We start from the raw sequence: 22,083 nt of genomic DNA, 5'->3' as shown, positions 1-22,083 counted from the left end.
GTTTTTAACCTGCGGAGGCAGGTTTTGTTTGTGTAGATGCGGTTTCTAACCGCCCGTTTTTTGTTAAATAGACTTCTTTTGTTATCGTGTTCATAAATGATAAATTGATCCTAATAATTAGGGGATATGAGTATCAAAAATTGCTATAGCTGAATACTTACAGGAATATCCGGTAAGCGTAAAGCAAGCGTGGCTAAAGCCCTGAGAGTGTCAAATTGCTAATTAATAGCTCTTTACCTTTCTCTGCTTTCTTTTGCTTATAATTATTCATGCCATACTGTAACTCAAATTCTATAATTTGGGCAAAATCAAATAAATCTCTAATTTCTGGACAATCATCATAGGTAAGCAACCATTGATGAGGACATTTCTTTAAACATTCAGCAAATCTTTGATGATCAAAACTGGTATGTAAATTACCTTTGACTCCATAAAGTTTTGATTTTGTGGGTTGATAATAAGGAGGATCAAGAAAAATAAAAACATTCTTTCCCTCAGCCATTAAAAGTTTTTCATAATCACCACAGGTAATTTCTACATCTGATAAATACTGACTAAGATTTTCTAATCTAGTAATAGAAGACAAAGTAAATCTTTTTTCAAAAGCCTCCTGAGAATATCCACCAGAATCCATAATACCCGAAAAAGTGATGCGATTCATAATAAAAAACCGCACAGCTATATCAAAATCAGTAGATAAATTATCTGAATTTTTTAAAAAATTATATAATTCCCTACCTTCTGAATAGCTTTCTTTCAGGTAATTAATTTTAGAGACTAAATTATCAATATCATCTTTAGCATATTGCCAGAAAGAATATAAATCAAAATAAAGATCATTAATCCAATATTTATGGATACGTTCTGCAAACAGACTTTTAACAGCTAAAAAAACCGAACCACCACCAATAAAAGGTTCTCGAAATTCACCTACATCTAAAGGAATATGAGGTAATAAAAATTTAACCGCTCTAGATTTTCCTCCAGGATACCTGAGAGGACTTTTGATTAACTTAGTCATTATGAGTAATAATAATTATCCATCTTTATCCGCGTTTATCTGCGTCTATCTGCGTTCAATTATTATTTTCATAGTAATTGTGTATCACGCAAAATATCACACCAGTATGTGTAATCAATCTAAAATTCTTCCACCAAAAAGTTGAATAACTTCAGTGTCAGTCTAGATTATGCCACAATAGCGAAATTAGGTAACAGCATTAGGAGTTTGAGTTGTGGAGTCCCCTCAAAAAACGTCATACCAACCAGCCACAATTGAGGAAAAATGGCAAAAAACATGGTTAGAACTTGGCTTAGATAAAACGCCTCAAGATCAAAACAAGCCAAAATTTTACGCGCTTTCCATGTTTCCTTACCCATCTGGAAGCTTGCACATGGGTCACGTCCGTAACTATACAATTACAGATGTAATTGCCCGCCTCAAACGGATGCAAGGGTATCGGGTATTACATCCAATGGGTTGGGATGCCTTTGGACTACCAGCAGAAAACGCCGCCATTGATAGAGGTGTACCTCCTGCCAAATGGACATATCAAAATATAGACCAGATGCGGCAACAATTACAACGTCTGGGTTTATCTTTAGATTGGGATGCAGAATTAGCTACCTGTTCACCAGATTATTACAAATGGACACAGTGGATTTTTCTGCAATTTTTACAAGCTGGTTTAGCTTATCAAAGAGAAGCAGCAGTTAACTGGGACCCTATTGATCAAACCGTATTAGCCAACGAACAAGTTGATAACGAAGGACGTTCTTGGCGGAGTGGTGCGATAGTTGAACGTAAATTACTACGTCAATGGTTTTTTAAGATTACTGACTACGCCGAAGAATTATTAAATGACCTGGATAAACTCACAGGTTGGCCAGAACGAGTTAAATTAATGCAAGCTAACTGGATTGGAAAATCCACAGGTGCATATTTAGAATTTCCTATTGTTGGTGCAGAGGAAAAAATAGGCGTTTATACTACCCGTCCCGATACCGTTTATGGTGTAAGCTACGTCGTTTTAGCCCCAGAACATCCCTTAACTCAAGTTGTCACCACTTCAGAACAAAAAGCAGCGGTAGAAGCCTTTATTAAGGAAGTATCCAACCAAAGCGAGTTAGAACGGACTGCGGAAGATAAACCAAAACGCGGTATTCCTACAGGTGGAAAAGTCGTGAATCCCTTCACCGGGGAAGAAGTACCCATATGGATTGCAGATTATGTACTCTATGAATATGGTACAGGTGCGGTGATGGGTGTACCTGCACATGATGTGCGAGATTTCAAATTTGCAAAGGAACAGAATTTAGCTATCAAAGTGGTAATTGTCCCGGAAATTGGTGCAGAGGAAACTTTAAAATCAGCTTATACAGAAGCGGGAATTTTAGTTAATTCCGGTGAATTTAATGGCATAAATTCTGTAGACGCGAAAAAAGCAATTATCGAATTTGCAGAAAAACAAAACTTCGGTAAATTAAGAATACAATATCGCCTCAGAGATTGGTTGATTTCTCGCCAACGTTATTGGGGCGCACCTATCCCTGTTATTCATTGTCCTAATTGTGGGATTGTGCCTGTACCTGATAAAGATTTACCTGTACAATTACCGGAAGATATCGAATTAAGTGGACGTGGTGGTTCACCTTTAGCACAATTAGAAAGTTGGGTAAATGTGCCTTGTCCAACTTGCGGTACTCCTGCAAAACGGGAAACCGACACTATGGATACATTTATTGATTCTTCGTGGTATTTCTTGCGTTATCCTGACGCGAAGAATGAAGAAAAGATTTTTGATTCCAGTAAAGTAAATGATTGGATGCCTGTAGATCAATATGTGGGGGGAATTGAACACGCAATTTTACATTTGTTATATTCGCGTTTCTTCACCAAAGTATTGAGAGATAGAGGTTTATTTAACTTTGATGAACCATTTCAACGCCTATTAACTCAGGGAATGGTACAAGGTTTAACTTACATGAACCCGAAAAAAGGTGGTAAGGATAAATGGATTCCTTCTCATCTAGTTGATGCTAATAATCCTGTAGATCCGCAAACTGGAGAACCTTTACAACGTCTCTATGCTACCATGTCTAAATCTAAAGGAAATGGTGTTGCACCGGAAGATGTGATTAATAAATATGGCATTGATACGGCGAGAATGTTCATTTTATTTAAAGCACCTCCAGAAAAAGATTTAGAATGGGATGAGGCTGATGTTGAGGGACAATTCCGCTTTTTAAATCGGGTTTGGCGGTTGGTTACAGATTACGCAGCAGCGGGAGTTTGTAAGCAAAAAGCTGATTTGGAGAAGTTAAGTAAAGAGGAAAAAGATGTACGGAGAGCGATTCATTTAGCAATTCAAGCAATTACGGAAGATGTGGAAGATGAATATCAATTTAATACCGCAATTTCGGAATTGATGAAGTTAAGTAATGCTTTGACTGATGCTAGTTGTAATAATTCGCCAATTTATGCAGAAGGAATTCAAACTTTGGTGATTATGTTAGCGCCTTTCGCACCTCATATTGCTGATGAATTATGGCATTTGTTGGGGAATAAGGGGACAGTGCATACTCAAGTTTGGCCAAGTTTTGATCCTGCGGCTTTGATAGCTGATGAGATTACTTTGGTAATTCAAATTATGGGTAAAACTCGCGGTTCTATTCAAGTTCCTTCGCAAGCTGATAAAGGGGAGTTGGAAGAATATGCGCGGGAGTCTGAGGTTGCACAGCGGTACATTGAAGGGAAGGAAATTAAGAAGGTGATTGTTGTTCCTGGTAAGTTGGTGAATTTCGTTTTGGGTTAGTTTTTGTTTGTAGCGACTGTCTTGATTGTCAAGCGATCGCTACAAATTTATAGCAATAGGTATTGTTGATTTTTACTGTACTGTAATGATTTTGGATATGATATATAATAATTTTGTCAGCAAGTTAGCAGAAAGATTTGAAAGACGGTTTTCAGACATATCTGTTCACTATAACTTTGACAATGGTGATGAGTTTGAAATTGCTCTTTGCGAGTCAATTCGCTCTATTTTACCTCAAAAGTATGGTATATGTCGAGGATTTATTGTAACTAAAGATAATAAATGTGAAGGTGACGATATCATAATTTATGAACGAGACAGATTTCCAACATTCAAATTTCTTGAACAGGACAAATTTGATCGGAAAGAGGACATTCCTATTGAATCAGTCTGTGCTTATATTGAAGCTAAAAATACACTTTATATTGATGATGACGGCGGACAAAGCCTAACTAAAGCCTTGAAACAAATTGAATCAATTAAAAAATTAGAACGTAAAGTAATTAATAGAGGAATAATTGAAATTGATAATCAATATTTTCGACTTTTTGAACCAAATCGAGACGATTGGCCTCAAGCTGCTAACCCTATTTTTACAGCCATATTTGCTAGAAATATCAAGATAAGTAAGAAAAATCATACTGCTCCTATAAGTGTTAAAGAATGTTTAAATACTTTGGATGGCTTATCTAGCAAGACATCAAATAATGATCTGCATCCAGATATTATGATATGGGGAAGAGATATTATTGGTTTCCCATGTATCAGAGAATCAAAAGATGGAAAAACTTATAATGTTTTCTCTTCACCATTTTTTATAAAAGATAAATCGGTTATTTGCTTACACCAAGAACCCCAAAAAGCTTTCGGACTAGGTGTAATTTTATTATTATATGCCTTGAACAATATAAGGCTTGAAAAAATGCAATGGGATGACATTTTAGCATCTGAATTGGGTATGGAATTAGAGTAGTTTGTAGGTTTGGTTAAATGAGATGCAACCCAACCTACTTAATAGTATAATTGATAAATAACAGATATCCTTAATTAGCATTATGACTACAGTTGCTATTGTACCTACATCAAATGCCAGTGGAGAAAGGTCTTATCGCGCCATTGCTGGAGATAAACAGTCTGTTGGTAAAACTGCCGGTCAAGCTTTAGATGCTTTGACTACACAGTTAGGTGAAGTTGAATTTCGGGCATTATTCATTATTGATAACTTTCGTCCTGATCAATTTTTCACCAACGAGCAAAAACAACGTTTATCCGAACTGATGAGTATGTGGAGAACAGCGCGAGATCAAGGACAAATACTTCCCTCAGAAATACAAATTGAATTAGATAATCTTGTTAATGCTGAACTCAATGCTGCTACAGCTAGAACTGCATCTTTAGCACAACAGTTGAGTCAATGAATCCATTTTATCATCTGGTAGCAGATCGCGCTTTTCATCGCTGTGAATATTGTCATGCACCGGAATTAGTATTTAATTTTCCCTTTGAAGTTGAACATTAGATTTACCCAACCAGAAGCAAGAAACTTCTGTAGAAGACAAACAAGCACCTAATGGATACCCAAGAAAAATTATTTCCTCAACAAGTGAGGGTGGGTTACAGAACCGAAATGAGTCATAAAGAAAGCCAGTAATCCTTTCCCTACCTGAATTGGTTAGTGTGATATACGGAAAGTTTGCGTATAATAAATAGTTAGACAGGCAAAAAACTGTCTGTATCACTTTCTACTTGATGGATTTCCAGATTAAGCTGAGTTCAACTCGTGAATACATATTAGAAAGTTATATGCTGATGCAGTTAACTCAGCGTCGTCGTGCCTTGTTTGCTTTATTGATCAGTGTGCCATTTACTAGTATTGGTGCAGTCATGTCACTGCTGATTGCTCCTGGAATCATTGGGCAGACTATACTAGTCATGTGTCAGGCTTGGTTGCTTTTTTTGCCTGTTGCTTGGTTATTATGGGTTGAGCGCAAGCCTTTGAAAGTCTCTAAACCCACGCGATATGATTGGATAATTGGATTAGCCCTTGGGTTACTCATGTTTAGCATTATTCTTGCAACTTATTGGTTCTTTCTGAGACATTGGATCAATGTGAATGATGTGCGAAACAAATTGCAAAAACTTGGCAATATTAATCAACTAGTTTTTAAACTTGGTGGTGCTTATTTCATATTAATTAATGCTCTAATAGAAGAATATTTTTGGCGTTGGTTTGTTTATAGCCGATGTGAGGAATTAGTTTCTGGGAAAACTGCTGTTTTTCTAGCTCCTTTGTTTTTCACAATTCACCATACTATTGGTTTGGCAGTTTTTACTGACTGGCGCATGGTTTTATTAGGAAGTTTATTCGTTTTTGTGGCTGGTGTTGTGTGGTCAGAATGCTATCGGAGATATCGCTCAATTTGGAGTAACTACTTTAGCCATTTAATAGCGGATTTAGCTCTTCATATCGTGGCTTGGCAGATTTTTTTTGGGTAGTTATATGGCAATGGCATATTAGTTTAACGTGAGTTCGGTGTTCGGAGTTTCTCCTTAGGAGACGCTACGCGAACGGAGTTATGATTTTTTCAACGAGAGAATAAGGGTTTGAGACTCCTACTTGTGGCGAGTTTTCCACAAATTATCTTATGTCGAACTCACGTTAGTTTAGTAGCACTTAGGGACTTCCAAATAAAAAAGTCCACAATTTGTAGGGTGTATGAGGATGCTAGTCCGTAACACACCATAAATTTAAGGATAATGGTGGGTTACGCTGTCGCTAACCCACCCTACGGTTTTTGTTTGGGGAATTTATTTTTTGGTGTTCCCTCATTTATGAGTAATGACAAATTAGTACTACTTCATTAAATTAATACTAAACGATGCTGAAATCAAACTTGATAATCACATCGTTGTAATCAAAATCGCCTCCATTTGGTAGATCCTCAAAACCAAAGGTGTTATCTGCTAACAAGCGAATGTGGTCTATTCCATCAGAATTTACTCCCATATAGGGAAAGTAAACTTGAGGATCATTATTGGTGTTGTTATCAGTTAGCTGGGATAAGGTGCCATTGATAATGATCATAGGGGCTAGTATTGAACCGCCTGCAATCATGGCACTGTCTGTGAATTGACCTTGGTTAGAAACAGCGAATTTGATTGTTTCTCCAGTCTCTGCATCTTTAATCAGATTGTTGATTGCTGCTTGTAGGTAATTTGCTCTATTAGCTGAAGTGGCTTGTAATCCGCTAATTTCTCCTTGAGCATTATCTATTTCATAAAAGTAAACTTCGTTATTGTATGCGGCTTCCCGAAAAACAGAAAAATCTGCTTTTACTAGACCTGTGATGTCTGTTAAATCAATTAGTTCTGCTTGGTTTTCCCCTTGTAGTGCTGTCCCTAGAGTTAAGGAGTCATCAGTGGATTCAATCTTAACTTTTAGAGAGTTGAATTCTGTAGTAGTGGTGCTTTCCTTCCAGGAAATAGTGAAACTCTCTTCTTGTTGTGTAATGATTTGGGTTGAGGAATCAGCAAATAAAATGTTGTTGGTTTGAGTGAGTCCGGCTCTGAAGGAGTCAATTGTACCGTCTTTTACTAAAAAGAATTTCAAGTAATTACCAGAATCAAATTCTAGTAGGCGTGCTAAATCGACGGTATTAAAACCATTGGGAATGGTGGTAATTGCAGAGAAAATACTTTTACCTTGGCTTTTAGCTCTTTCTAAAGCTGCTTCGTTGTAACCTTGTTGTCCTGGTGCAAGACCGTTAATTCTGCCGTCGGCATCGTCAACAATAAATACACCTAGTTCGTTAACAAAACTAGAATTGCGTTCTATGAGAGTGGCTTTGAGTCTGACTGTATTACCAGTTCCTTTGATGTTAAAGATGCTGTTGTTGGTGATAACGGCTAGGGAAATATCGTCGTCATTTATAGTTCCCTTGGCTGTGCCATTTGTAGAGCTAATAGTTGCACTGTTTGTAGCATTACTTAAGCTCACGGTGAAAGTTTCATTTTCTTCCAATCGGAAATCTTCAGTGGTTGCTACTGTGAAGGTTTTCTGAGTTTCACCAACAGCAAAGGTGAGAGTTTCGGTTTTAGCAGTGAAGTCAGAAGTACTAGCTGTATCTCCTGTGGCTATAGATGTGGATACAGTGACACTTTGGGAAGCTTGGGCATCTCCTGTACGAGTGATGGTGAAAGCGATCGCATTTCCTTCTAATCCTGAAGCTGATGCGATCGCAAATATCGGCGCTGGATCATCATTGGTAATAGTTCCCTGGGCTGTACTATTGGTAGAACTAATAACGGAACCGTTAGTAGAATTACTCAAGGTGACAGTGAAAGTTTCATTACCTTCAAACAATTGATCCTCATTGGTTTGAACAGTAAAGGTTTTCTGAGTTTCACCCTGGGCAAAAGTTAGAGTTTGAGTATTAGCAGTGAAGTCAGAAGTACTGGCTGTATCTCCTGTGGCTATAGATGTGGATACAGTGACGCTTTGGGAAGCTTGGGCATCTCCTGTACGAGTGATAGTGAAAGCGATCGCATTTCCTTCTAATCCTGAAGCTGATGCGATCGCAAATATAGGGGCTGGATCATCATTGGTAATAGTTCCCTGGGCTGTACCATTGGTAGAACTAATAACGGAACCGTTAGTGGGATTACTTAAGGTGACAGTGAAAGTTTCATTACCTTCAAACAATTGATCCTCATTGGTTTGAACGGTAAAGGTTTTCTGAGTTTCTCCCTGAGTAAAGGTGAACTCCTGGGTTTTAGAAATGAAGTCACTGGAACTGGCTGTATCTGCTGTACCTATAGATGTAGATACAGTAACTGTTTGGTCAATTAAAATATCACCAGTGCGGGTAATGGTGAAAGTAATGGCGTTACCTTCAACTGCGGCAGCACTAGTAATTGAGAAAACAGGAACTATAAAGTCGAAGTCTTCAGCTGTAAGAGTATCTTTATTGACGTTCTTTAAAATACCGAAAGTTCTTTCAGAACCATCGATTAGAGCTTTGACAATTGTGTCATTCCCATCCTGCTCTAGAATGATATCTTCAAAATTCTGGACTTGAGGGATGCCAGCAATGACAACCTTATCTACACTTGTTGTAAAATCTAATACTTCTGCTGGGACATCAGGAACTGAACCATTACCAAAATAAAAGCGGTCTAATCCAGCACCGCCAGTCATTTGAGTTCCTTGTTTACCGGCGTATAGAGAATCATCTCCAGCATCGCCAAATAAGCTATCGCTCGATAAATACCCAATCAGAATATCATGACCTTCACCACCTTCTAGAGTGTTGTTGCCGGTTAGGCTAGATGTCTTCAGAAAATCATCACCAATCCCGCCTTTGAGGGTATTAAAGCTGCCTTCTATGACATAAAGTTTATCATCGCCATCATCACCATTAAGTGTGTTATTGTCTCCCTCTGCTACAAACAGGCGATCATTGTCATTACCACCATTAAGCGTGTTATTGTTACCCTCTACCACGCTCAAAAAATCATCACCTTCTCCTCCATTAAGCGTATTATTGCCCAAAATACCTTCAGCATATAGGGTGTCCTCACCTTCAAAGCCAAAGACTTCATCATCCTGTTGAGCATATAATTCATCGTTATTGGCAGTACCGTTAATGATCATGATTACATTTTTACCTACGTAGGTATTTCAATAAGTACAGTTAATACAATACTCTGGACAGGTCGTCATGTGGGTTGGCATGTCTTAAATAACACACTCAAGCCCAGTATTGTATATATATTTGATTTGTTTTAAACTCAGCCCTGACCAAAACCGGAAAAATACTGTTAAGAGACTAGTATCTAAGGACTGAATAAATCAACACATTCTTAGTCTGTCCAGAATGTTGATAATATAAATCTCATAAATTAATTAATTAATAATTATTAAAAGTTTATCAATCAATTAAGAATTAACTTGATTAGCAGTCAGCAGCCAGCATTCACCTAAAACCCTGTTTTAGAATGAGTTTAAGGGTTTTGAGTTGGGGAGACTGACACCAAAAGCGATAAATAATCAGCTTAAGATAAGTAGGTGAGTGTGAATATTTATCCTGAGGATAGTCCGTTAAGGGGCAAAAGGTTCGCTGGTTAAAAATAAAATGATTAGGAAAAGACTATGGATAGCAACAACTGGTTAGAACAGCTGATGATGCTGGGTATTGGGACAACCTCTTTGGTAGCAGATAAACTACGACAAGTCAGTGATGAACTCGTGAAGGATGGTAAGCTCAATCCTGAACAAGCTAAAGCAGTCATGGACGACATCGTACAGCAGCTAAAGTCAGATCAAGGTAACTGGGAAGTGCAAATGCAAAGACAAATGCGAAATATGATGCAGGATTTAGGGGTTGCACGTCAGTCAGAAGTAGATGAACTGCGAGGAAGAATTGATCGTTTAGAGCGTCAGGTACGTGATTTAGAAAATAAGCTTTGGCGTTAAGATGTCTATTCTGATTTAAACTAAGTGATGTCCTGTTGGTAATAATCAAATTACCGAATTACCTATATAGGGAGGGATGATTTTGAAAGGAATTTTACTGAGCGTGGTGTTCATGCTCGTGTGTGTAGTGGCTTTAGTTTTGGCGCAAGTTGGTGGTAAACAAGATACTGCTATTGCTGCTAAATTAACCCAAACACCTTCAGCAACCACTGTTGTAATTGCAGAAAACAATACTCTGATAGCGAGCAAGATTATGTCTGATGAGAAAGTCGTGACTACTCCCTCTGGGCTGAAGTACGTTGAATTAGCACAGGGAAGTGGCGCAACTCCTGAGAAGGGAAAAACGGTTGTAGTTCACTATACTGGCACTTTGGAAGATGGGACTAAATTTGATAGTTCACGCGATCGCGGCCAACCCTTCAGTTTCAAAATTGGGATTGGACAGGTAATTAAAGGTTGGGATGAAGGACTCAGCACTATGAAAGTAGGCGATCGTCGTAAGTTAATCATCCCCTCAGAGTTAGGTTACGGTTCTCGTGGTGCTGGTAATGTAATTCCACCCTACTCTACTCTGATTTTTGACGTGGAATTGTTGGAGATTAAGTAAAATTTGGTAATTGGTAATTGGTAATTGGTAATTGGTAATTGGTAATTGGTAATGAGAAAGGCAACCACCTATTAAAATTATCCTTTAAATACGGTTAATTATTTAATAAGCTGGCTGGATTCGCTGCTAATTGATTTTCCCAATCACCAATCACCAATGACCAATCACCTATTATTTTAATAATTTGGTCTAGCTAAGTTTTTGAATTTTGTAAATTGTGGATCAAATAAAAGTTTAATAGTCCCAGTCGGTCCGTTGCGGTGTTTAGCTACGATAACTTCTGTAATTCCGCGATCTGGGGTATCTGGAGAATAATATTCATCACGATAAAGCATGATTACTAAATCTGCATCTTGTTCAATAGAATTGTGAACAATAATATTATTAGCAATAAAGTTATGTAATTCAGCAACTGTTAAATCAAATACTTCTTCTTCTCCATCCAATTCAATTGAAATAATTTCATCCCAATAGACATCACTGTGGGCAAGAGCAAGTAGCTCACTCGATTGAACAATATTGGCGACTTTTAATACTCTTTCCCGACTTAAATTAGCCTTGTAAAGCGCAGAACCACAATAGGATGTTCCCAAGTAAGATTGTAGTTCTCGCGTCGTCATACCAATAGATTGAATTTTAGGTATAACGTGTGTTTTCCAAACATCTTTGGGGATGATATCTCTGTTAGTGTTATGAATAGAGTTTTCAAGATGTTCAGCAATTTGTCTCAATGAACTCAGCTTGTACCCTCCTACTGCTCCAACCTTTTGAATAAATAACTCAAGGTCAGGCTTACCAGTAATTGTGACATGATACTGATTTCTACCCTTACCAGGCTGAGGAATCATTTTCAGTCTTGCATTAATGCCCAATCTTAATAAAAGTGTCTGAACATCAAACGCTAGTCTTTCACTGCTACTTGCATAATATGCAATAGGTCTTGGTTTTTTACCAGCGAGCAACTTTATCGAACCATCTGTACACCACAGATGACGCAGAAAGCAAGCTATTAACTCTTGGGGCTGTGACAACAAGTCTTGAGGCACAAACTTTTCGTAAGACCTTAAACCAAAAATTCCAAGAGAGTCTAGCCATTTGGCTATTGGATTTCTAACACCATGAGTTAGGCGTTGTGATGCGGGCAAGTAAACCTGATACCAGCCACGTTCAGGTGAAATTCTGGGAACAATTGCATCTCCAAACAATTCTCTTGCTAAGAAAGCAACTTTCTCCGCTAAATCTATCTCTTTGGTAGTGTACTGTATGACATGACGTGGCAACGTACAACCGTCACCAATTAAATGCCCTAATAATGCAACCTCAGCATAAGTCATGGTTTGTTTACCAGAATTAGGTAGATATCTGGGTAAGCAAAGATGTTGTTTAGAACTTAACTCATCAAGTCTTTTCCAACCGTGTATTGTTAAAAATTTGTGATTACCTGTAGCTCTAATTTTTCTCCCTAATCGAGTTTTCAAGGTAAATACAGGTTTAATACCTGTGGAAAAGGCATTGCTAACAATTGCCCTTTCTAACTGCATTGTTTTTTCATTTAATGACCAAACTGCAAAATCAGATTTACCTACTAATTCTTTAATTGGTACTTGTAATCCGGTATCTGCCAATGTGACTAGACTATCACCCGTTAAACAACCCGATTCGCGTAAATCAGATAACATCGGGCGTTTATTGGTACGGGCTTCTACGCCTCGACTTAACTGAGATAGGGCTATAACTGGGACAGATAACTCACGAGCTAAACCTTTGAGCGATCGCGTGATTCTCGATAACTCCTGTACCCGATTATCCCCTCCACCTTCCATCAATTGCAAGTAATCTATAACGATTAAGCCCAGTTCTGTATTCTGTTCGGCTTGGAGTCGTCGCGCTTGACTCCGCATTTGTGTAACTGTAATATTTGCAGTATCGTCAATAAAAATGGGCATTTCCGAAAGCATCCCAATGGCACGGCTTAAAGGTTCCCACTGGGTTTGGCTAATGCGTCCACTGCGTAAATAACCACTTTCAATTCCCGCTTCACTAGCTAATAATCGCTGTACTAGCTGTTCTTTAGACATTTCCAAACTAAAAACAGCAACAGGTAATTTATAACCAGCCGCAATATTATGGGCTAGGTTAAGACAGAAGGCAGTATTGTGTACACAAATATCATTAGCAACAAAATTGTGTGTTTCTGGAATAGTTAAATCATAAACTTGCTTGTTACCTACTCCATCAATAGCAACGATTTCATCCCAATAAATATCACTATCTGCTAACTGTTGGAGTGGTAAATTATCTAAAGCAGTAGCTAAAATCCACAATCTTTCTCTGCTTAAAGATCGTTTACCAACGTGCATATTGCTATAGCCTTTAATGCCCGCACGATAAGCTAAACTATTCCAAGTTTCACTACCTTTGGCTACTGCTATTTGTTCCCAAATGTCTACAGGAATAAGGTCACGATTGGTTTGATATCGTTTTTTAGATACTGCTGCTGTAACCTTTGCTAATGCCTCTTCTTTACCGAAAATACCAATTTCTGCAATAAAAGTTTTGATAGATAAGGCATCAGTAATATCTAATTGCCAAGCAGGTCTACGAGTATTATTATATTTTACAGAGCGCTTTTTCAAGGTGGCAATAATGCCAAATCTTAATAACAGATGTTGAATCTGTCTTGCTAGTTTCTCGCTGACTGTTGCATAGCCTAACTGTGATTGTCCACTAGCGAGTAATGTCGCCCAGCCATCTGTAGCAAATAGACGGTTAAGGAATAAGGAAATTTGGGATTTTTCTAATTTAAAAATAATGGGTGGGACAGTTTTAGCATCAGGATTCTTACTCAATAAGCCTAATTCTTCTAAACCACCAAAATCATTCACTGCTTGAGAAAAATCTGCTTGTAGTAATGGGTTGCTATTTGTAAATCTTGCGGTGCTTGTAGTTAAACCACCATCACCAATCAAGTAACCTAATAACTTGACTTCGCACTCCCGGATGGTTTCTTTCCCAAAGACATCAATTTTGCGGGGGACGGCAATTTTATCACCAATGTTCAGATTTTCTAACTTTTGCCAGCCATTAATAGTTAAATACGGATGGGTAATGGTAGTTTCAATCGACCTACCCAAGCGAGTTGTTACCCGAAAAACAGGTTTGATGCCGTCATCTACAAAGGCAGATGGTTGGGTAAAGGTGAATTTCCAATCGTTGTTTAACGTCAATAAAGAGGCTTGACGCTGGTTGTACAATTCTTCAATTGTGGTAATTTGCCCATCAGCTAGGACGATTTCTGAGTCGTAACTGAGGCATTTCCCCATTGATGGTCTACCAGCGATGATAATTAAATCAGAACGCTGAAAACCACTGGTCATGGCATCTAAATCATAAAAACCGCAGGGAATACCGGGTAATGCAATGCCTTGATGACGAGTTTCAATTTCCTGGAAGGCGTTAATCAGGGTATCAGAAATGTGAACTAAACCTGATTGAGGACGTTCTTGAGTGACACCGAAAACTTTCTGTTCAGCTTGGTCGAGGACAATTGGTAATTCGGTTTCGGTTTCGTAACCAAGATGGACAACTTCATTACCAGCTTTTATTAATTGTCGTCGCAGGTATTTTTCTGTGACTAATCCTGCTAAGGCATCAATGTTAACTGCTGAGACAGTGCGGTCTACTAAAGTGGCTAATTTGTTTCTGCCACCAATGCGGGTCAGTTTATCGTTATCAGTCAGCCAACTGGTGAGGGAGAGTAGGTCTGTGGGTTTATTTTGGGCATGGAGAGCGATCGCAGCTTGATAGATATCTCTGTGGGCGCTAATATAAAATGCTTCAGGAGCCAAGCGATCGCGAATTCGACCTATTGCTTCTGGATCTAGTAAGATACCCCCCAAAATCGCTTCTTCTGCTTCAATGTTTTGGGGTGGTAAACGATTGCTACCATCACCTTGAAAACTCAGTTCTTCAGCCATAAGCGATTCTGGATTGGTGAGCAGGGTCAATTCAGTACAGAGTGATGAGTAACGAGTAGCGAGTAATGAGTAGAAGAGTCAATCAATTTTGGATTTTAGAGAAAGCGATTTTAGATTGACTGTACTCACTCTTGGGTTACAGCTTGGGGATTTTAGATAAAGCTATTTTAGATTTGTTCCACCCACAAGGGTTGGGGCTTGTACCAAACAAATAATCCAAAATCCAAAATCCAAAATTGGCACGGTCAACCACTCGACACTCAATACTCTGTACTTAATACTTTGTACTCGGTACTCGGTACTCGGTACTCGTTAGCTGGCAATAACTTCGATATCAATTTGCGCTGTTACTTCAGAATGCAGCTTAATCTCAGCTTTATAAGTACCGAGGTGGTTAATATCGGGGATGGTAATGCCACGACGATCAATTTCTTGACTAGTAGCTGCTAGAATTGCTTCTGCGACATCTTGGGTGGTGACAGTACCGAAAATCGCTTCATTTTCACCAACTGGCTTGGCAATTTTCAAGCTACCAACTTTTTCTAAAGTGGCTTTTTGTTCTAAAGCTTGTTGTTTGAGTTCTAATTGCCGTAGACGTTCTTGCTCACGACGACGTTCTACCTGTCTGAGAAGACCAGGGGTAGCATGATTTGCCTTTTTTTGAGGAATCAGATAGTTACGAGCATAACCAGGGGCCACATCCACTAAGTCGCCGGATTTGCCGAGCTTATAAATATCCTGATTCAAAATTAACTGCACACGTTTGGCCATTGTCTTTCGTTTTTCCTGTAAAATTTTTATTGACTTGGGTATCAGCAGGAGAGCTTACAAAATGGTAGCTTGATTCCCAGCGACTTTACATAGTTACCCCAAAGCTTACAGATCGTAGCGGAAAACAGGGGGCGATCGCAACTCTAATTTGCCAAATTTGCCAAAATCTACAATACCTGTTCCTACGATAGAGTTTCAGCAGTTACTAAAATATTTAAAATTGGTCTTTCATGCCTCTAATTCTGGCAAAGGTTTGCACTGGATCACTACTTTTTGCAGCTAATTGTAATGATGGTTGATCCCATCGCAAGAAGGGATTTGTCAGCTTTTCTATTCCTAGTACTGAAGGTACAGTCGGTTTTTGATGTTGACGCATAGCTGTGACTTCAGCAAAACGCCTTTGTAACTCTGGATTTTCACCATCAACGGTGAGAGCAAATCGTAAATTATTCAAGGTGTATTCATGGGCGCACCAAACACGAGTATTATCAGGTAAATTACGGAGTTTACTAAGAGAATCTACCATTTGTGTAGGTGTTCCTTCAAATAAGCGACCACAACCACCACCGAAGATGGTATCACCACAGAATAATTCCCCTGTCTCATCTGCTGTGGTTGGGGGGAAGTAATAAGCAATGTGAGCGCGGGTATGTCCAGGCACAAAGAAAACTTCTGCGGTGCGATCGCTAAACTGGATGCGATCGCCATCTTGTAAAAATACCTCCTGTCCAGGAATCCTCCCCCGATCTTGCTCCCCACCATAAACTACTACCTGGGGAAATTGTTGCATTAACTGCTGATTACCACCTACGTGATCATGATGGTGATGAGTGTTAAAAATTGCTACTAACTCCGCTTGAAGTTGCGCTAACTGCTGCAAAACTGGTTGAAAATCTGCCGGATCGACTACTGCGGCAATGTTTTTTTTGCTATCATGTAGCAAAAATATATAATTGTCCGAAAGTGCTGCCAATTGTATGATCTGCATCATATTCGCCTCAATTTTCAGTATAGTTAAAGTATTAAATATTTAATTTTTCTTCAGCGAAACACAGAACTTTATAAAAAATACAAATAATTACTTATATTTTAAATCAAAATAAAACTATATTTGGTATGATACTATAAAATTATACTTGCTTGTTTTTACAACACTATCCACAATATGTTGACTCTCAAAAAAATTAGGATAACAACATCGAATATTAACTCCAGGTTGTTGTTATACGGTTTTGGTATTATTTCCTAGTCATTAAATCATTACTAAAAAACTATGATTGTATATATTCGCTTAGATATTCATCAATGTTAACCTAGATTGCAACTACATAAATCATGTTAGTAATATCTGCGAAAGCTGGAAAGTTAGGAAACAGGTTATTTTTATTTGCTCATTTTATAGCATTTGCTATTGAACATAAATATAGGAATCCTATTTGATTTTTGAGCAGAACTCCGTACATACTGCAAGCCTTATTCCCTGTTACCTGCCTCCACAAAAAATTTATGCATCAAATCGGATCACTATATACAGTAATAAATCCCCCATTTGATGAATATTATGTAATCAAAAATTTACGATTAGTTAGATCGTAGCACAATAAAAAAATCTGAAAATTTTGCAATCATAGGAGAAAATACAAAAATTGAAAATTTCTATATTAGTGAGTGATTTATCGAGTGCTGGAGCAGGAAGATGGGGTGGTGGATCTGTCCGTTCTTTTCTGTTAGCTCAAGCACTGCAAAAACTGAATCATCAAGTAGAAATTTTAGGATTTGTCTTTGGACAAGAGGCCGCAGTGATTCCGAAATCAGAAATTATGATTAATCACTTTACTGGCTATAACTACCCAAAATTTCTGATCTCAGCTTCTCAGCTTTTGAAAAGACTTGATGGTGATATCATTTATGCTATGAGACCAAAACCTACAACTTTTGGGTTAGCATTACTGCAAAAATTAAAAACCAATCAACCAATAATTTTAGATATAGATGACTGGGAACTCAGTTGGTATGGTGGTGAAAAATGGCAATATAATTTCTCATGGAAGCAAATTTATCGGGATATTTTTAAACCAGATGGAGCATTGAAAAATCCAGATCATCCGCTTTATTTGCAAAAAGTTGAAGGGATGACACACAAAGCCAATGCCATTACAATTCATACTAAATTTTTACAAAATAAATTTGGCGGCATATATATACCCAATGGCAAAGATACTGAACTGTTTAATCCCAATGATTATGATCCTGAAGCAAGTAGAAGCTATTATGGACTGTCAGGTTATAAAATTTTAATGTTTCCTGGCGCACCTAGACCTTATAAAGGTGTTGAAGATGTATTAATGGCACTTGAAATTCTTAATGAACCAGATTTAAAACTAGTAATTGTGGGTGGTAGTCCCTATGATGATTATGATGCTCAACTCTCAAAAAAATGGGGACGTTGGATTATCAAACTCCCAAAATATCCATCTACAGAAATGCCTAAAATTGTAGCAGCTGCACACATCATTGTTGTACCACAAAGGGATACTCCCGCAGCTTTAGCTCAATTTCCCCTCAAGTTAACAGATGGTATGGCAATGGCTAAACCTATATTAGCAACCCGTGTGGGAGACATTCCTGAAATTTTAGGTGAAACAGGTTACTTAGTTGATTCTGAAGCACCTGCACAACTTGCCGAAAAAATCAAATTGATATTTGAGGATTTAGATACAGCTAATCAGCGTGCAGTTAAAGCAAGAGAAAGATGTGTAGAAAAATATAGTATCAACTCAATGTCCTCTGTTCTTGAGTCAGTCATCGCCAACTTATAGATAATTCTGAAATTAATTTTCAATGAATAATCATATATTATTGTTGGTGTAACAAATAACTTAATTTTCATGTTAATTAAACCTTATGTCTACCAGAAAACTACTACTAAGATTTGCTAAACCTTATCCAGTTTTGATTGTATTAACAATATTATTAGGATTTTCTGGAGCTTTGTTTAATGGTGTTAGCACGGCTCTAATTGTGCCAGTTGTTTTAAAAATAGTAGGACAAGATATAGATTTTAAAGGCGCTCCTGGTATTCTCAAAATTCTCCTGAATCCATTTGATGATGTGCCAGAAAATTACCGAATTGCAATAATGGCAATGGCAGTTATTGGCACAATTGCTTTAAAAAATTTAAGTTCCTATATAAGTTCATTAACATCTACTTCTTTAACCCGGATGTTAACCTCTGATATGCGAGAAGCTGGAATCAGTATTTTATTAAAAGTTGATATAGATTATCACAGCAAAATGAAGGTTGGCGATTTAATAGAGCGTCTGGGCGGAGAAATGAGTCGTGCCTCTAGTTCTATAAGTAATGTAGTCAAATTAACTACTCTGTCTATTACAATTTTAGTTTTTGTTGGTTTATTATTGTCAATTTCCTGGCAATTAACAGTTGCTGCGACAGTTTTAATGTCGGTAGTCACATTTTTAAATCAGTATTTTATTAACCGTTCCAAAAAATTTGGTAGACAACTTAGTGAGTTATCTAAAGCATATTCAATTGCTGTGTTAGAAACTTTGAACGGAATTAGGCTGGTTAAGTCAACAGGTAATGAAACGAGAGAATATCAACGTATTCAAAAACTAATTAAAAATCGTGAAAAAGCAGATTTTCAATCCCAGGCTAATTCACAAGTTATCGCTCCATTGAGCGAATTTATGGGCATCACTTGTTTAATGGTAATTGTTTTTTTGAGTAAAACTTTATTTGCCAACCAAATTACCGCCGTTTCTACCGTATTGTTGACATACTTACTAGTGCTATTGCGGTTACTACCATTAATTTCTCAATTAAATGGTCTGCGGAGCAATTTTGCCAGTACTGCGGCTAGCGTAGAGATTGTCAGTGAATTTTTAAGGATAGAAGATAAGCCATTTATGGGTGATGGTAAACTGCCCTATAAAAGTTTAGAAAAGGGGGTAAATTTTAAATCTATTGCCTTTGCATATCCTGGAAATAAACAACAGGTATTGAAAGATGTCAATTTATATTTACCTTGTGGCACAACTTTAGCATTGGTAGGTGGTTCTGGTGCTGGTAAATCGACATTGGCAGACCTTTTACCAAGATTTTATGATCCAACAAGTGGCTGTATTACCTTTGATGATGTAGATTTACGAGAATTTGATTTAACTTCTGTACGAAAACACATGGGAATTGTTAGTCAAGATACTTTTTTGTTTAACGATTCAGTACGGAATAACATTGCCTATGCTAGACCAGAAGCAACAGAAGAAGAAATCATCACAGCAGCACAGCAAGCGAATGCTTATGAATTCATTAGCAAATTACCACAGCAATTTGATACCCTGATAGGCGATCGTGGTGTGATGTTATCAGGTGGGCAAAGACAAAGACTAGCGATCGCCCGCGCACTAGTTCAAAATCCAGAAATCCTCATCCTAGATGAAGCTACAAGCGCCTTAGATACTGTTTCCGAACGCTTGGTACAATCTGCACTCGATGAACTCAGTCAGAATCGCACCACCCTAGTTATTGCTCACCGTCTTTCCACAGTCCGTAAAGCCGATCAAATAGCCGTCCTAGATCAAGGTCGTGTTGTAGAAGTTGGAACCCATGAAGAACTGCTCAAAAAAGGTGGATACTATTCACAGCTATGTTCCATGCAATTTGCCAGTAACTCTGACACTTCCAGTAAACGCAATCAAAGCTTACTCCGGATATCTTATGAAATTCGCACACAACTTAACTCCATGATCGGGTTAATGCGTTTATTACTTGATGATCTAGTAGATGATTCCCAAGAGCGTCAAGAATTACTAGAAGAATCTTACAAATCTGCATGGAGAATCCTCAACACCGTTGATGTTTTCGATGATGTAATTAACAAACAAATCAAGGGACAATTAGTCTCTATCGCCGAGCAAAACCGTAGTAGTATCACTACATATTATCAAAATTTCACTTATCTATTTGATGAATTTCGCTCCTCTCTTAATCCCATATTTGCCTACCTCCGCTCACTAGCTGATCACACAGAAGAACCAATAGAATTTCAAAATCAACTACTTCATGAAGCGTATGAATCTGCTATATATCTTCTGGGCAACTTAGAAAAATTTGAGGATAACATTAAGATATAAAATCATGGTTTTTTTTTGAAAAAATTGATATAATTAATTACAAATAATATAGCTAATGATGACAAATAATACCTCAGCAAATCAATATATATTTTATACGCAAGGATTATCCTTTCAACCAGATACAGCACATGAAATACATGATGTACTTTGTGCTAATGCAGCTGCTAACTTAGGGTATTCTTCAGTTTTGATATATCCAGATAAGAGAAATCATGCTGTTAGTCCTCTCTCGCTTTTTTCACCTTATCAAACCCAACAGCCCAATCCAGAATTTATCAAATTTTATGATGTGGATGCTAAACTAAAGGTTGCTCCCTTACCCCTACCTTGGCCTATTGATAGAATTGGAGGTAAATTCACTGATTCTCGGACATTAATAACTAAATATTATTTACCTACTCATATATTACCCTATACAAAAATTATCCACACTCGTGATTGGAATTTTGCTAAAGCCGCAGTTAAAAATAAAATCCCTACTATTTATGAACGTCATTACTTCCAAGACAAAAAATTTGAGCAAGAAATAGTTTCCAGTCCTTATTTTCAAATAGCTATTACTCAATCTGAACCTATCCGTCAAAGCCTAATTGAAAATGGAATGCCACCGCAAAAAGTAGTTTGGCTGCATAATGGCTTCAATCAGACATTTTTAGTCAGACAGCCTGAAGAAGCAGAAAAATGGCGGCAAGAATTATTAGCGAATGGGCATAAGTATCTAGTTGTCTATTCCGGCGCTTTATATCCTTTTAAAGGAATTGATGTTTTAATTGATGCTGCTAAAGAATTACCGGAAATTCAGTTTGCAATTACGGGTGGTACAGATTCACAAGTACAAAGTTATCAACAGCAAGCCCAAGAAAAACAAGTGGAGAATGTTAAATTCTTGGGCTGGATATTGCCAAGAGAAAGATTAGTAAGCCTCTTTCAAGCATCTGATATTTTGGCTCATCCTCACTGTTCAGGTAAATCAGCAAATTTCACAAATCCAGTTAAGTTTTTCCAATATATGGCATCTGGTACACCTATGGTTGTCACAGAAATTCCCCCATTAATGGAATTTAAAGAATCACCTTTAATTGCTAGTTGGTGTGAACCAGATAATTCTCATAAATTTGTTGCTGCTATCCGCTACGCTTTAGCAACCTATCCAAGAAAGATAGAAGGTTATACAGATAGTATAAATTTTGCTAAACAATTTTCTTGGGAGAATAGAATTACCAAAATTTTAAGCTACGTCAAAGAAGATATGCGTCCACTAATAATGAGTTAAGCAATGAA

At 37.7% G+C, this 22,083-nt stretch carries 14 protein-coding genes; 9 read left to right on the top strand and 5 right to left on the bottom strand.

All coding sequences use genetic code 11. The annotated features are described in order from the left end of the window. Nucleotides 1-193 precede the first annotated feature (193 nt). Entirely contained in the window at nt 194-1,021 is an 828-nt protein-coding gene (locus tag AC012T_RS18345) for a DNA adenine methylase (protein ID WP_487060173.1), read from the bottom strand. A gap of 214 nt (nt 1,022-1,235) precedes the next feature. Between AC012T_RS18345 and leuS the strand changes: the two genes are divergently transcribed. The 4 genes from leuS to AC012T_RS18325 all read left to right on the top strand — a co-directional run bounded on the left by leuS (nt 1,236) and on the right by AC012T_RS18325 (nt 6,311). Beyond that, nucleotides 1,236-3,815 carry a leucine--tRNA ligase gene (gene leuS / locus AC012T_RS18340; protein ID WP_487060172.1) on the top strand — a complete coding sequence of 860 codons (2,580 nt, stop codon included), beginning with the start codon at nt 1,236-1,238 and terminating at the stop codon, nt 3,813-3,815. A 25-nt stretch (nt 3,816-3,840) separates the two neighbouring features. Further along, complete coding sequence (locus AC012T_RS18335) at nt 3,841-4,788, top strand: DUF6602 domain-containing protein (RefSeq protein ID WP_487060171.1); 948 nt, start codon at nt 3,841-3,843, stop codon at nt 4,786-4,788. An 82-nt stretch (nt 4,789-4,870) separates the two neighbouring features. After that, complete coding sequence (locus tag AC012T_RS18330; protein WP_487060170.1) at nt 4,871-5,233, top strand: hypothetical protein; 363 nt, start codon at nt 4,871-4,873, stop codon at nt 5,231-5,233. Nucleotides 5,234-5,564: 331 nt separating this feature from the next. Continuing rightward, a complete protein-coding gene (locus tag AC012T_RS18325) occupies nt 5,565-6,311 on the top strand; it encodes a CPBP family intramembrane glutamic endopeptidase (RefSeq protein WP_487060169.1) in 747 nt (248 codons plus the stop codon). 376 nt (nt 6,312-6,687) lie between these two features. Here the strand turns inward: AC012T_RS18325 and AC012T_RS18320 are convergent, their stop codons facing one another. Beyond that, nucleotides 6,688-9,468 (bottom strand): Calx-beta domain-containing protein, encoded by a 2,781-nt coding sequence (locus AC012T_RS18320; RefSeq protein ID WP_487060168.1) that lies wholly within the window; start codon nt 9,466-9,468, stop codon nt 6,688-6,690. Between the two features lie 498 nt (nt 9,469-9,966). On the opposite strand from AC012T_RS18320, the gene AC012T_RS18315 reads away from it, so the two are divergent. Continuing rightward, on the top strand, nt 9,967-10,290 hold the full coding sequence (locus tag AC012T_RS18315; RefSeq protein WP_015215446.1) for a phasin family protein: 324 nt from the start codon (nt 9,967-9,969) through the stop codon (nt 10,288-10,290). Nucleotides 10,291-10,372: 82 nt separating this feature from the next. After that, a complete protein-coding gene (locus tag AC012T_RS18310; protein ID WP_487060167.1) occupies nt 10,373-10,897 on the top strand; it encodes an FKBP-type peptidyl-prolyl cis-trans isomerase in 525 nt (174 codons plus the stop codon). Nucleotides 10,898-11,073: 176 nt separating this feature from the next. Here the strand turns inward: AC012T_RS18310 and AC012T_RS18305 are convergent, their stop codons facing one another. The 3 genes from AC012T_RS18305 to gloB form a co-directional block, all read right to left on the bottom strand. Then, nucleotides 11,074-14,874 (bottom strand): replicative DNA helicase, encoded by a 3,801-nt coding sequence (locus AC012T_RS18305; protein ID WP_487060166.1) that lies wholly within the window; start codon nt 14,872-14,874, stop codon nt 11,074-11,076. A gap of 312 nt (nt 14,875-15,186) precedes the next feature. Further along, nucleotides 15,187-15,645 carry a 50S ribosomal protein L9 gene (rplI, locus tag AC012T_RS18300; RefSeq protein ID WP_487060165.1) on the bottom strand — a complete coding sequence of 153 codons (459 nt, stop codon included), beginning with the start codon at nt 15,643-15,645 and terminating at the stop codon, nt 15,187-15,189. Between the two features lie 214 nt (nt 15,646-15,859). Continuing rightward, the gene (gene gloB, locus AC012T_RS18295) at nt 15,860-16,633 is read right to left on the bottom strand and encodes a hydroxyacylglutathione hydrolase (protein ID WP_487066654.1); all 774 of its coding nucleotides are present in this window, start codon (nt 16,631-16,633) and stop codon (nt 15,860-15,862) included. 658 nt (nt 16,634-17,291) lie between these two features. Between gloB and AC012T_RS18290 the strand changes: the two genes are divergently transcribed. The 3 genes from AC012T_RS18290 to AC012T_RS18280 all read left to right on the top strand — a co-directional run bounded on the left by AC012T_RS18290 (nt 17,292) and on the right by AC012T_RS18280 (nt 22,075). Continuing rightward, nucleotides 17,292-18,464, top strand: a complete 1,173-nt coding sequence (locus tag AC012T_RS18290) for a glycosyltransferase family 4 protein (RefSeq protein WP_487060164.1) — start codon at nt 17,292-17,294, stop codon at nt 18,462-18,464. Between the two features lie 85 nt (nt 18,465-18,549). Next, entirely contained in the window at nt 18,550-20,799 is a 2,250-nt protein-coding gene (locus tag AC012T_RS18285) for an ABC transporter ATP-binding protein (RefSeq protein WP_487060163.1), read from the top strand. A gap of 58 nt (nt 20,800-20,857) precedes the next feature. After that, nucleotides 20,858-22,075, top strand: a complete 1,218-nt coding sequence (locus tag AC012T_RS18280) for a glycosyltransferase family 4 protein (RefSeq protein WP_487066652.1) — start codon at nt 20,858-20,860, stop codon at nt 22,073-22,075. Nucleotides 22,076-22,083: the final 8 nt, after the last annotated feature.

It is taken from the genome of Anabaena sp. EIM26 (genome assembly GCF_057568715.1).
Note: the sequence above shows the minus strand (reverse complement) of the source record. Positions and strands in the feature narration are given on the sequence as shown.